Origin of the sequence: Propioniciclava coleopterorum (genome assembly GCF_011393335.1) — a bacterium.
Lineage (GTDB): Bacteria > Actinomycetota > Actinomycetes > Propionibacteriales > Propionibacteriaceae > Propioniciclava > Propioniciclava coleopterorum.
Genome location: NZ_CP049865.1, coordinates 3,130,947 through 3,143,742, shown reverse-complemented (window position 1 = coordinate 3,143,742; position 12,796 = coordinate 3,130,947). Strand labels below are relative to the sequence as shown.

The following is a 12,796-nucleotide window of genomic DNA, read 5'->3' as shown; positions in this document are numbered from 1 at the left end:
GCCGCGCGTCCCGCCCGCGCCGCAGCGCCGATCAGCGCGATGCGTACCTCGGGCTGCGACATCGCCGCTCCTGGGGACCCGGGCGGACCCGGGTGCCCGCCGCCTCAAGGGTGGCGTCCGTACGGCGCGCCGCGCAAGGGTCGGCGCTGCCGCGTCGGGTCAGTCGTTGCTGGGGGTCGTCCGGCTGATGACGTGCAGGAACTCGAGGTTCGTCTGGGTCTTCTTCAGGCGGTTGATGAGCATCTCCAGCGCCGCCTGGTCGTCCAGGCCGCTCAGGACGCGGCGGAGCTTCCACATGATGGCCAGCTCCTCGCGGGTCATGAGCTGCTCCTCGCGGCGCGTGCCGGACGCGACGGCGTCGATGGCCGGGAAGATGCGCTTGTCGGCCATCTCGCGGCGCAGGCGCAGCTCCATGTTGCCGGTGCCCTTGAACTCCTCGAAGATGACGTCGTCCATCTTGGAGCCGGTCTCGACCAGGGCAGTCGCGAGGATGGTCAGCGAGCCGCCGTGCTCGACGTTGCGGGCCGCGCCGAAGAACTTCTTCGGCGGGTAGAGCGCCGCGGAGTCGACGCCGCCGGACAGGATGCGGCCGGACGCCGGCGCGGCGAGGTTGTAGGCGCGCGACAGGCGGGTGATGCCGTCGAGCAGGATGACCACGTCGTGGCCCTGCTCCACCAGGCGCTTGGCGCGCTCGATGGCCAGCTCCGCGACCGTGGTGTGGTCGTCGGCCGGCCGGTCGAACGTGGACGCGATGACCTCGCCCTTGACCGAGCGCTGGAAGTCGGTGACCTCCTCGGGGCGCTCGTCGACGAGCACGACCATGAGGTGCACCTCGGGGTTGTTGGCCACGATCGCGTTGGCGATGGACTGCATCACCATGGTCTTGCCGGCCTTCGGCGGGGAGACGATCAGGCCGCGCTGGCCCTTGCCGATCGGGGCGACCAGGTCGATGATGCGGCCGGTCATGTTGGTCGGCGTCGTCTCCAGCCGCAGGCGCTCCTGCGGGTAGAGCGGCGTGAGCTTGTTGAACTCCGGGCGGTCCTTGGCCAGCGCCGGGTCGGCCGCGTTGATGGTGTCGATCCGCACCAGCGGGCTGAACTTCTGCCGCTCCCCCTCGCGGTGGGCGCGCATGGAGCCGGTGACGATGTCGCCCTTGCGCAGGCCCCACTTCTTCACCATCGACAGCGACACGTAGGCGTCGTTCGGGCCGGGCAGGTAGCCGGAGGTGCGGACGAACGCGTAGTTGTCGAGCACGTCGAGGATGCCGCTGACCTCGGTCAGGACGTCGTCCTCGTTGACGGTCGGCTCGGCCTCCATCTTGTCCAGGCCCGCGTTGCGGTTGGTGCCGCCGCCGCTGCCGCTGCGCCGGCTGTTGCGGTCGCGGTTGCGGCGACGACGGTTGCGGCGGCCGCCCTGGCCGTCGTCGTCGTAGGAGTCCTGGCGGTTGCCGCCGCCGGAGTTGCTGTTGTTGTTCATGTTCTGCTGGGGCGCCTGGCGCTCCTCGGACGCCTCAGGCGCGGCCTGCCCGCCCTCGGAGCCGCGGTTGCGGCCACGGTTGCGGCGCGGGGCGTCGGCGGCGAGCGCCTCGAGCCGCGACGCGACGTCGTCGCCGTCGGCGGGCGCGTCCTGGCGCTCGGCGCGCTCGGACTGCTCGCGGCGCTCGGACTGCTGCTCGCGACGCTCGGGCTGCTGCTCGCGGCGGTCGGACTGCTCGCGGCGCTCGGGCTGCTCGGACTCGGCGCGGGCGGGGCGCTCGCGGCGCGTGCGCTGCACGGCGGCGACCTCGCTGGCCTGCGGGCGGCGTCCAGCGGGAGGGTGGCGCGGGCCTCGCGGGCCGCGGACGAGCGACCGTTCGTCGCGCCGCCCGACTGGTGGGCGCGGATCGCGGCGGCCAGTTCGGCCTTGCGCAGGCCCGTCGCCTTCACGCCGAGCGAGCCGGCGAGCTTCTTCAGATCGGGCAGGAGCATCGAATCGATGTCGGACACTGGGATCCTCTCGGGTTCCCCGGGGCACCGTGCCGCGGGGCACGCGACGTCTGCGGGCCCGAACGACCAACGCACGACGCGTCAAGTTTGAAGGGAGCAGATCTTCGCCGGAATGAACCCGGCACCCGCCTGCGGGGGCGACGCAACCTCGTGCGTTAGGACGAGACTACCACGCCGTCGCGCAGCAACGCGGACGACCCGCCCCGCCGCACCAGCGCGGAGACCCCGCACAGCACGACGAAGCAGATCCCGAGCACGATGCCCGCGTTGTCGATGAGCTGCTGGCCCGCGGTGTAGCGCAGCTCCGCGCCGTCGCCGCCGGGCAGCGCCTGGAACGGGGCGGCCCACACCCAGGCGGCGTAGAACAGCCCGAGCACCCGCACCGGCAGCGCCAGGGAGCGGCCCGTCACCAGCACCACGGTCAGCGGGACGATCCACACGTAGTGATGCGACCAGCTGATCGGGGACGCGAGAAGGCTGGTCAGGCCCGCGAGGCAGATCGCGAGCGCGGCCTGGCCGGCCCGGTGCACGAGCACGGCGGCGACGATGCCGACGACGGCCATCACGGCGCTCAGCACGAGCCCGCCGCGCGACAGCTCGCCGAACAGCCGGGCCCACGCGCCCATCACGGACTGGTTGGTCTTGAACACGATCCCGGCGTTGATCCCCGAGTCGCCCGAGAGCAGCCCGCCCCAGTAGTGCAGCGAGCCCGCGGGCATCAGAAGGACGCCGAGACCCGTCGCGGCCACGAACGTGAAGAAGGCGACCAGGCCGGGGCGGCGGCGTCCGGCGAAGAACTGGTAGGCCGCGACCGTGGCCGGCGTCAGCTTCACGGCGGTGGCCAGCCCGATCCAGGTGCCCTCGGGGGTGAGGCGGCGCCCGAAGATCCGGCGCCCCGGCATCGAGTCCAGGACGGCCGCGGCGACGAGCAGGACGCCGAGCTGGCCGAAGCCGAGGGTCTCGCGCACCGGCTCGGCCAGCAGGACGGCGGCGGTGGTCGCCACCGACAGCACCCAGCCCGAGAGCCCCAGCCGGTACAGCATCGCCATGAGCAGGCCCACGGTCAGCACGATCCAGAACACCTGCGCCACCCCGAGCGGCACGACGGCCAGGGGGACGGTGAAGAAGGCGGCGAACGGCGGGTAGATCCAGGGCAGCCCCTCGGCCACGTAGATGTCCTGGCCGGCCAGGAGCATCGACCCGGTGCGCCGGTAGACGTCGAGGTCGATCATCGCGGGCGCCCACGGGTCGAACGAGCCGCCCGGGATCGTGACGGCCGCCATCCACAGCCCGGCGCCCAGCGGCGGCAGGAACCACGCCAGCGCGATCAGCACCGAGCGGAGCGACCAGCGGGCGTGCCGCGCGTCGGTCGTCCCGGGGTCGGGCTGCTGGGGCCCGGGCTCCGTCCGCGTCGTCGGATCGGAGGCCATCTCGGTCGGGGTCGTCGCCTCGGCGGGGGCGTCCGGCTGCGGTGTCCGCTGTTCGGCGGGCACGTCGACGCCGCGGGCGTCCGGTTCGGTCGGGCTAGCCGACACGGAGCCGGGCCTCCTCGAACGCCGCGCGCATCTCGTCGTAGTCGCGGGTCACCGGGAACTGCGGGAACTCCTCGATGACGTTGGCCGGCGGGTTGAACAGGATGCCGGCCTGCGCCTGGGCGAGCATGCCCGTGTCGTTGTAGGAGTCCCCCGCCGCGACCACGGACAGGTTGAGCGACTGGAACGCCGCCACCGCCTTGGTCTTCTGGTCGCTCTGGCGCAGCCGGTAGCCGGTGATCCTGTCGTCGGTGATCTCCAGGTCGTGGCACAGCAGCGTCGGGTGCCCCAGCTGGGCCATCAGCGGCATCGCGAACTGGTAGAAGGTGTCGGAGAGGATGACGACCTGGAAGCGCTCGCGCAGCCAGTCGAGGAACGCGGCGGCCCCGGGCAGCGGGGTCAGCCCCGCGATCACGTCCTGGATCTGCGACAGCGTGATGCCGTGGGCGTCCAGCACCGCCAGCCGGTGCGTCATGAGCTCGTCGTAGTCGGCGATGTCGCGCGTGGTGAGCCGGAGCTCGTCCAGCCCGGTGCGCTCCGCGACGCCGATCCAGATCTCGGGGACCAGCACGCCCTCGAGGTCGAGGCAGGCCAGCAGCATGGTCAGGCTCCTTCCACGCGCAGCAGGCGCACGTCGCCGTGGACGTCGTTGGTCGCGGTCAGCAGCGAGACGACGTCGCGCACCGAGGCGTACGGCGCCTCGTGCGTGGTGACGCCGATGCGGGCGTAGCCGCCGTCGCCGAGTTGCTCCTGGCGCACCGCGGCGATCGAGACGTCGTGGCGGGCCATCGCCTCGGCCACCCGGGCCAGCACGCCGGGCTCGTCGCGGACGGTGATCGAGAGGTAGAACCGGGACTCGACGCGGCCGGGATCGGTGATGCCGGGGGTGCTGTACGCGGACTCGCCGGGACCCGAGACGCCGCGGACGCGGTTGCGGGCCGCCGTGACGACGTCGCCGAGCACGGCCGAGGCCGTCGGCGAGCCGCCGGCGCCGGGGCCCATGAACATCAGCCGGCCGGCGTTGACCGACTCGACGAAGACCGCGTTGTAGGCGCCGCGGATGCCGGCCAGCGGGTGCTCGACCGGCACCATCGTCGGGTGGACGCCGACCGCCACCGTGCCGTCGGCCGACACCGAGCAGCGCGCCAGCAGCTTCACGACGCAGCCGAGCCGCTCGGCGGCGGCGATGTCGCCGGTCGAGATGCCGGTGATGCCCTCGCAGTCGACGTCGGTGAGGTTGACGCGGGTGTGGAAGGCCAGCGACGCCAGGATCGCCGCCTTCGCGGCGGCGTCGTGCCCCTCGACGTCCGCGGTCGGGTCGGCCTCGGCGTAGCCCAGCGACTGGGCCTCGGCGAGGGCGTCCGCGAACGAGGAGCCGTGGGTGTGCATCTGGTCGAGGATGTAGTTGGTGGTGCCGTTCACGATGCCCAGCACGCTGGTGATCGCGTCGCCCACCAGCGACTCGCGCAGCGGCCGGATGATCGGGATGGCGCCCGCCACGGACGCCTCGTAGTAGACGTCCACGTCGGAGGCGCGGGCCGCGCCGAACACCTCGGCGCCGTGCTGGGCGAGCAGCGCCTTGTTGGCGGTCACCACCGACTTGCCGGTCTCGATCGCGGCGAGGATGAGGGTGAGGGCGGGCTCGATGCCGCCGATCAGCTCGATGACCACGTCGACGTCCTCGCGGCGCACCAGCGCCTCGACGTCGGTGGTCAGCAGGGCCTCGTCGATGCCGGGCCGCGGCCCCGGCGTCCGGACGCCGATGCCCACCAGCTCCAGCGGGCGCCCGACCCGCGCCTTCAGGTCGTCGGCCTGCTCCACCAGGATGCGGGCCACCTGCGAGCCCACCACGCCGCAACCCAGCAGCGCCACGCGCACGGGGGCGTCCCCGATCGTCATCATGGAATCGTCCCGCCCTTTCTCACTCCAGCCCGGCGTCGAGCGCCAGGAGGTCGTCCAGTGTCTCGCGGCGGATGATCGTCGCCACCCTACCGTCGCGGACCGCCACGACCGGGGGCCGCGGCGTGTGGTTGTAGTTGCTGGCCATCGAGCGGCTGTACGCGCCCGCGCCCGGGACCGCGATCACGTCGCCGATCCGGATGTCGCGCGGCAGGAACGTGTCGCGCACGAGGATGTCGCCGCCCTCGCAGTGCAGGCCGACGACGCGCGACAGCGTCGGGGCCGCGTCGCTGACCCGGTCGGCGATCACCGCGGAGTACTCCGCCGCGTACAGCGCCGGGCGGATGTTGTCGCTCATGCCGCCGTCCACGCTGATGTAGCGCCGGGACTGGCCGCCGCCGAGTTCCACGTCCTTGATGGTGCCGACGGTGTACAGCGCCGTGCCGGCGGGGCCGCTGATGGCGCGTCCGGGCTCGATCGAGAGCAGGGGCCGCTCCAGGCCGAACGCGCGGCACTCGTGGTCGATGATCTCGGCCAGCCCGCGCGCGAGGTCGTGCGCGGTCGCCGGGGAGTCGTCGGTGGTGTACGCGATGCCGAAGCCGCCGCCCAGGTCGAGCTCGGGCAGCGCCACGCCCGTGGCCTCCTTGAACTGGCTCATCAGGCGCAGGGTGCGGCGGGTGGCGACCTCGAAGCCGTTGGTGTCGAAGATCTGCGAGCCGATGTGGCTGTGGATGCCGACCAGGTTCACCTGGGCGCTGCCGTGGCAGCGCACCAGCGCCACCAGGGCCTGACCGCCGGAGATCGAGAAGCCGAACTTCTGGTCCTCGTGCGCGGTGGCGATGTACTCGTGGGTGTGGGCCTCGACGCCGGTGGTCACGCGGATCAGCACGTCGGGCCGGACGCTGAGTTCGGCGCCCAGGCGCTCCAGGCGGGCGATCTCGTCGGCGCTGTCGACGATGATCCGGCCGACCCCCGCGGTCAGCGCCAGCCGCAGCAGTTCCTCGGACTTGTTGTTGCCGTGCAGGCCGATCCGGGCGGCGTCGAAGCCGGCGCGCAGCGCGACCGTGAGTTCGCCCAGCGAGCAGACGTCGAGGTTGAGCCCCTCCTCCTGCACCCAGCGCGCGATGGTCCCCGACAGGAAGCTCTTGCCGGCGTAGTAGACCTTCCAGCCCTCGAAGGCCTCCGCCCAGGTCAGCGCCCGGCCGCGGAAGTCGAGTTCGTCGATCACGTAGACGGGCGACCCGGCCTGCTCGATGATCTCGGTCACCGGCAGCCCGCCCAGGTGCATCTCGCCGCCGGCGCCGCGGACGGCGGTGCCGCTCCACAGACCGTCGACGAGCGCGTTGGCGTCGGTCGGCTTCTCCAGCCAGACGGGTGCGGCGGAGGTGGCATCAGCGTGGATCGAACCGGCAACGTGCATGTGTGTCACGCCGGTCAACTCTGCCACGTCGGGGCACGGACGCCCCACCGGCGCCACCGCGCGGACGGCGGCCCGGCGCGGACGGCCGGAGGCGGAGCGGACGTCCGAAGGGTGCTAGAGTCGTCTGCGGCCATTCGGCCCCATAGCTCAGGGGATAGAGCACCGCCCTCCGGAGGCGGGAGCGCAGGTTCGAATCCTGCTGGGGGCGCCCTCCACCCCTCGTCCGATCCACGTCGGACGGGGGGTCGGCTCATTCCCGGACGCCGTCATGGTCGCGGCACGGGCTTCGGTTCCGATACCCGAGAAGCTTCGGTGGACGGGCCGGAAAAGGGCGGGGGCGACCTGCCCGCCACGCGGCACGCGGGGTTCGTCCGCGTCGGGAATCCTGGCTAAGCTCGAACCCGAGCGGTCGACCAGGCAGGCCGTTCATGCGCGAGCGAATGGAAGAAGGCAATTGTGGCGACGGCGCCCGGCAACAACTCCAGCGACCTCACGGACTTCGGGGCCAACGACTGGCTCATCGAAGAGATGTTCGAGGCATATTCGTCCGACCCGGATTCGGTAGACCCCTCCTGGCGCGCGTTCTTCCAGCAGCGCGCCGCGCAGGACGCGTCCGCCGCCCCGGCCACCCCCGCGGCGAGCAGCGCTCCGTCCGCTCCCCCGGCCCCCGCCCCCGCGCAGCCGGCCCCCAGCACTCCGCCCCCGCCCCCGACCCCAAGGTCGAGCTGGCCAAGCCGGCGCCCGCGGCCCCGGCCGCTCCCGCCGCGCCGCCCGCCCCGGCGGCTCCGACGCCGTCCCCGACCCCCGCGGTCGCGTCGACGCCGGCCGCGGCGCCGGTGCCCGCACCCGCGCCCACGGCGTCGGTGCCCAGCACCCCCCGCAACCCCGGCAGCGGCGGCGGCCTGTCCGCCAACCGACCCTCCGCGGTCCGCCCGATCGAGGAGAAGGCCGAGCCCACCAAGGTGACGCTGCGCGGCGCGCCGATGCGCACCGCCAAGAACATGGACCTGTCGCTGACGGTCCCCACCGCCACCAGCGTCCGGAACCTGCCGGTCAAGCTGCTCATCGACAACCGCGAGATCATCAACCAGCACCTCGCGCGCACCACCGGCGGCAAGGTGTCCTTCACGCACCTGCTCGGCTACGCGATGGTCCAGGCCCTGAAGATGGTCCCGGACATGAACAACGCCTACGACGTCGTCGACGGCAAGCCCACGCTGGTGATCCCCAACCAGATCAACCTCGGCCTGGCCATCGACCAGGTGAAGTCGGACGGGACCCGCCAACTGCTCGTGCCCAACATCAAGGGCGCCGACCAGATGAACTTCCGCGAGTTCTGGCAGGGCTACGAGGCGATGGTCAAGAAGGCCCGCAACGGCAAGCTGACGGTCGACGACTTCGCCAACACCACCGCGTCCCTGACCAACCCCGGCGGCATCGGCACCAGCCACTCCGTGCCGCGCCTCATGACCGGGCAGGGCGTCATCCTGGGCGTCGGCTCGCTGGACTACCCGCCGGAGTTCCAGGCGGCCTCCGACCAGCGGCTGCGCGAGCTCGCCGTGTCGAAGATCACCACCCTGACCTCGACCTACGACCACCGCGTCATCCAGGGCGCGACGTCGGGCGAGTTCCTGAAGGTGCTGCACGAGCTGATCATCGGCAAGCACGACTTCTACGACGAGGTCTTCCTGTCGCTGCGCGTGCCCTACCTGCCGCTGCGCTGGGCCTCCGACGACTCCGCGCACCGCACGTTCGAGCTGAGCAAGGGCGCCCGCGTCATCCAGCTCATCAACGCGTACCGGATGTGGGGCCACCTGATGGCCGACATCGATCCGCTGGAGTACGAGCAGCGCAGCCACCCCGAGCTCGAGCTCGAGGCGCACGGCCTCACCATCTGGGATCTCGACCGCGAGTTCCCCGTCGGACAGTTCGGCGGCCACGACAAGGAGACGATGACGCTGCGGGAGATCCTCAAGCAGCTCCGCTCCGCCTACTCCGGCCACGTCGGCGTCGAGTTCATGCACATCCAGGAGCCCGAGAAGCGGCGCTGGATCGAGTCCCTGTTCGAGCAGCCCGCCAAGAAGTGGACGCGCGAGGAGCACCTGCGCATCCTGGACAAGCTCAACGAGTCCGAGATCTTCGAGACCTTCCTGCAGACCAAGTTCGTCGGCCAGAAGCGGTTCTCGCTGGAGGGCGCCGAGTCCACGATCGTCCTGCTGGACGAGGTGTGCGACGTCGCGGCGAACACCGGACTGTCCGAGGTCATGATCGGCATGCCGCACCGCGGTCGGCTCAACGTGCTGGCCAACATCGTCGGCAAGAGCTACGGCCAGATCTTCCGCGAGTTCGAGGGCAGCATCGACCCGCACCAGATCATGGGCACCGGCGACGTGAAGTACCACCTGGGCGCCGAGGGCGAGTTCACCTCGCTGGAGGGCAACAAGATCAAGACCTCCGTCGCCGCGAACCCCAGCCATCTGGAGGCCGTCAACCCCGTCGTCGAGGGCATCGCGCGGGCCAAGATGGACGCCTCGGGCAACCTCGAGGCCTACGACGTCCTGCCGGTCCTGCTGCACGGCGACGCGTCCTTCGCCGGCCAGGGCGTGGTCTACGAGACCCTGCAGATGAGCCAGCTGCGCGGCTTCAAGACCGGCGGCACGATCCACATCGTGGTGAACAACCAGGTCGGCTTCACGACCGCTCCGAGCGAGTCGCGCTCCTCGGTCTACTCCACCGACGTCGGCAAGGTCGTGCAGGCGCCGATCTTCCACGTCAACGGGGACGACCCGGAGGCCGTCGCCCGCGTCGGCCGGGTGGCCTTCGAATACCGCGAGCGCTTCCACACCGACGTCGTCATCGACCTCATCGCATACCGCCGCCGCGGCCACAACGAGGGCGACGACCCGAGCTTCACCCAGCCCAAGATGTACGACCTCATCGAGCAGAAGCGCAGCGTCCGCCGGCTCTACACCGAGTCGCTCATCGGACGCGGCGACATCTCCACCGAGGACGCCGACGCGGTGATGGAGAAGTTCCGCAGCCGGCTCGAGGGCGTGTTCAAGGACGTCAAGGACACCTCCGACGACGACGACACCTACCGCCGTGTCCCGTTCTACCCGGTCAAGCTGGGCCGCGAGCAGGGCACCGCGATCACTCCCGAGGCCATGGCCAGGATCGCGCAGGCGCAGGTGACGTTCCCCGAGGACTTCGCCGTCCATCCGAAGGTGCTGCCCCAGATGGAGCGCCGGGCGCACGCCATCGAGCAGGGTCCGATCGACTGGGCCACCGCCGAGATCCTCGCGTTCGGGTCGCTGCTGCTGGAGGGCCGCACCGTCCGGCTCACCGGCCAGGACAGCCGCCGCGGCACGTTCAGCCAGCGGTTCGCCGCGGTGGTCGACCGCCGGACCAACGAGGAGTACGTCCCGCTGCAGCACCTGAGCGAGGACCAGGGCAAGTTCCACGTCTACGACTCCCTGCTCAGCGAGTACGCGGTGATGGGCTTCGAGTACGGCTACTCGGTCGCCTCCCCGCAGGCGCTGGTGCTGTGGGAGGCGCAGTTCGGCGACTTCGCCAACGGCGCCCAGACGATGGCCGACGAGTTCATCTCCTCCGGCGCGGCGAAGTGGACGCAGAAGTCGGGCGTCGTGCTGCTGCTGCCGCACGGCTACGAGGGCCAGGGCCCTGACCACAGCTCGGCCCGCATCGAGCGCTGGCTGCAGCTGTGCTCCGAGGGCGCGCTGGCCGTGTGCCAGCCCTCGACGCCGGCGTCCCACTTCCACCTGCTGCGCACCCACACGTACGTGAACTGGCACCGCCCGCTGGTGATCATGACGCCGAAGTCGATGCTGCGGAACAAGGCCGCGGTCTCGCCGCCCGAGGAGTTCACCGAGGGTCGCTGGCGTCCGGCGATCGGCGACGAGTCGATCACCGACGACGCGCAGGTGAAGGCCGTCATCCTGTGCTCGGGCAAGCTCCGGTGGGAGCTCGTGGCCGAGCGCGCGAAGCGGGGCCTGGAGGGCAAGGTCGCCATCGTCAGCCTGGAGCGGCTCTACCCGCTCCCGACCGACGACCTGGTCGCCGAGCTCAAGCGCTACCCGGGCGTCACCGACATCCGCTTCGTGCAGGACGAGCCGATCAACCAGGGGCCGTGGCCGTTCATGGCGCTGCACCTCCCCGAGGCCATCGAGGCGGGCATGGGCGACGACTACACGTTCACGATGACGCCGGTGGCGCGCCCCGAGGCGTCCTCGCCGTCCGTGGGCCTGCACAAGGTGCACCTCGCGCAGGAGAAGGAACTGCTCGACCGCGCCTTCGACGGGGTCTGAGCGGCGTGTACTTCACCGACCGGGGCATCGAGGAGCTCGAGGCGCGCCGGGGCGAGGAGGAAGTGACCCTCGCCTGGCTCGCCGAGCAGCTGCGCACGTTCGTGGACGTGCACCCGGAGTTCGAGGTCCCCGTGGAACGATTCGCCACGTGGCTGGCGCGATTGGACGATCCCGATGACGAGTGACGCGGTGGGGATCTCCCCCGGCCGGGTGAACCTGATCGGCGAGCACACCGACTACAACGACGGCTTCGTGCTCCCCATCGCCCTGGACAAGGTGGCGCGGGTCACCGCGTCCCCCGGCGAGGGCGACCTGGTCACGATCACGTCCGAGCAGTTGGGCGAGACGGTGACCCTGGACACCCTCGAGCCCGGCGAGCGCGCCTGGTGGGGCTACGTCGCCGGCGTCCTGTGGGCGCTGCGGCAGGCCGGCCACGACGTGGGCGGCGTCGAGCTGACGCTGACCAGCGACGTCCCGCTCGGCGGCGGGCTGTCGAGCTCGGCGGCCCTGGAGTGCGCCACGGCGCTCGCGCTGGACCTCTACGCCGAGCTCGACCTCACCCCCGAGGAGCTGGCGCAGGCCGCCCAGACCGCCGAGAACGGCTTCCTGGGCATCCCCACCGGCCCGATGGACCAGCGCGCCAGCCTCTGGTGCGAGACCGACCACGCGCTGCTCCTGGACTGCCGCACGCTCACCACGACGCAGGTGCCGTTCGCGCTGCCGGACGACCTCGTCCTCGCGCTGGTCGACACGCGCAGCCCGCACGTCCTGGCCGACGGACACTACGCGCGCCGACGCGAGGCCTGCGAGGCCGCCGCGGCGGCGCTCGGTGTGCCGGCGCTGCGCGACGTCACCGTGGCGGAGCTCGACGACGCCCTGGCGCGTCTGAGCGACCCGGAGCAGGTGCGGCGCGTCCGGCACGTCGTCACCGAGAACGCCCGCGTCCTGGACGCGATCAGCGCGCTCGGCGACGCCGACTGGCCCGCGTTCGGTGCGCTGCTGACGGCCTCGCACGCGTCCATGCGCGACGACTACGAGATCACGGTCCCCACCGTCGACCTGGCCGTGGAGGTCGCCCTGGCGTCCGGGGCGCTGGGCTCGCGGATGACCGGCGGCGGCTTCGGCGGCACCGTGATCGCGCTGCTGCCGGCCGACCGGCTGGAGGCGTTCACCGCGGCGCTGCAGGCCGCCTACGCCGAGCGGGGGTTCGACGCCCCGGGCGTCACGACCACGCGGGCCGCCGCCGGCGGCATCGAGCTCAGCCTGCGCGACTGAGGCGGGCCCGGCTGCTGGGCAGCAGGGGCGCCACGACGCAGACGAGGCCGGCGGCCGAGCCGAGCAGCGCCCAGGGGTTGCTCGGCACCATCTGCCCGAACGCGAAGACGTGGAGCAGCCCCGCCGCGACCACGACCCCGCGCAGGAACCCGCGCCCCCGCCACAGCAGCACCGCCGAGACCGCCACGATGACGGCCCAGATCAGCAGCGCGACCGCGACCCCGCCGCTGAACGCGCCGTGTCCGGAGGCCAGCGAGAGCACCGCGAGGACGACGAAGAAGACGGCCAGGCCGACGCCGGCGACGGCCGCGGCCGTCAGCCAGGGGGAACGGGGGGAGGAGGTTTCGCGCATCGGTGGCC

At 71.9% G+C, this 12,796-nt stretch carries 9 protein-coding genes and 1 tRNA gene; 4 read left to right on the top strand and 6 right to left on the bottom strand.

The window, feature by feature from the left end; all coding sequences use genetic code 11:
• Positions 1-159 precede the first annotated feature (159 nt).
• From rho to lysA, 5 genes are all read right to left on the bottom strand, one after another.
• The gene (rho, locus tag G7070_RS14850; protein ID WP_246227146.1) at positions 160-1,773 is read right to left on the bottom strand and encodes a transcription termination factor Rho; all 1,614 of its coding nucleotides are present in this window, start codon (positions 1,771-1,773) and stop codon (positions 160-162) included.
• Positions 1,774-2,140: 367 nt separating this feature from the next.
• Positions 2,141-3,520: a glycosyltransferase 87 family protein gene (locus tag G7070_RS14845; protein WP_166234381.1), complete on the bottom strand. Its 1,380-nt coding sequence runs from the start codon at positions 3,518-3,520 to the stop codon at positions 2,141-2,143.
• Complete coding sequence (gene thrH / locus G7070_RS14840) at positions 3,510-4,118, bottom strand: bifunctional phosphoserine phosphatase/homoserine phosphotransferase ThrH (RefSeq protein WP_166234380.1); 609 nt, start codon at positions 4,116-4,118, stop codon at positions 3,510-3,512. Before thrH ends, G7070_RS14845 begins: the two co-directional genes overlap by 11 nt.
• A 2-nt stretch (positions 4,119-4,120) precedes the next feature.
• On the bottom strand, positions 4,121-5,416 hold the full coding sequence (locus G7070_RS14835) for a homoserine dehydrogenase (protein ID WP_166234379.1): 1,296 nt from the start codon (positions 5,414-5,416) through the stop codon (positions 4,121-4,123).
• A gap of 22 nt (positions 5,417-5,438) precedes the next feature.
• Complete coding sequence (gene lysA / locus G7070_RS14830) at positions 5,439-6,845, bottom strand: diaminopimelate decarboxylase (protein ID WP_166234378.1); 1,407 nt, start codon at positions 6,843-6,845, stop codon at positions 5,439-5,441.
• Between the two features lie 127 nt (positions 6,846-6,972).
• On the opposite strand from lysA, the gene G7070_RS14825 reads away from it, so the two are divergent.
• The 4 genes from G7070_RS14825 to galK all read left to right on the top strand — a co-directional run bounded on the left by G7070_RS14825 (position 6,973) and on the right by galK (position 12,436).
• Positions 6,973-7,044, top strand: a tRNA-Arg gene (locus G7070_RS14825).
• Positions 7,045-7,408: 364 nt separating this feature from the next.
• Positions 7,409-11,161: a multifunctional oxoglutarate decarboxylase/oxoglutarate dehydrogenase thiamine pyrophosphate-binding subunit/dihydrolipoyllysine-residue succinyltransferase subunit gene (locus G7070_RS14820; RefSeq protein WP_431977958.1), complete on the top strand. Its 3,753-nt coding sequence runs from the start codon at positions 7,409-7,411 to the stop codon at positions 11,159-11,161.
• A gap of 5 nt (positions 11,162-11,166) precedes the next feature.
• Positions 11,167-11,346, top strand: a complete 180-nt coding sequence (locus tag G7070_RS14815; protein WP_166234377.1) for a DUF6104 family protein — start codon at positions 11,167-11,169, stop codon at positions 11,344-11,346.
• A complete protein-coding gene (gene galK / locus G7070_RS14810) occupies positions 11,336-12,436 on the top strand; it encodes a galactokinase (protein ID WP_166234376.1) in 1,101 nt (366 codons plus the stop codon). Before G7070_RS14815 ends, galK begins: the two co-directional genes overlap by 11 nt.
• Here the strand turns inward: galK and G7070_RS14805 are convergent.
• Positions 12,420-12,788: a hypothetical protein gene (locus G7070_RS14805; RefSeq protein ID WP_166234375.1), complete on the bottom strand. Its 369-nt coding sequence runs from the start codon at positions 12,786-12,788 to the stop codon at positions 12,420-12,422. The genes galK and G7070_RS14805 overlap by 17 nt on opposite strands.
• Positions 12,789-12,796 lie beyond the last annotated feature (8 nt).

Excerpts from the sequence above, each read along its gene's own strand:
- thrH (WP_166234380.1), bottom strand. The coding sequence starts at position 4,118 with ATGCTGCTGGCCTGCCTCGACCTCGAGGGCGTGCTGGTCCCCGAGATC.
- G7070_RS14835 (WP_166234379.1), bottom strand. The coding sequence starts at position 5,416 with ATGACGATCGGGGACGCCCCCGTGCGCGTGGCGCTGCTGGGTTGCGGC.
- galK (WP_166234376.1), top strand. The coding sequence starts at position 11,336 with ATGACGAGTGACGCGGTGGGGATCTCCCCCGGCCGGGTGAACCTGATC.
- G7070_RS14805 (WP_166234375.1), bottom strand. The coding sequence starts at position 12,788 with ATGCGCGAAACCTCCTCCCCCCGTTCCCCCTGGCTGACGGCCGCGGCC.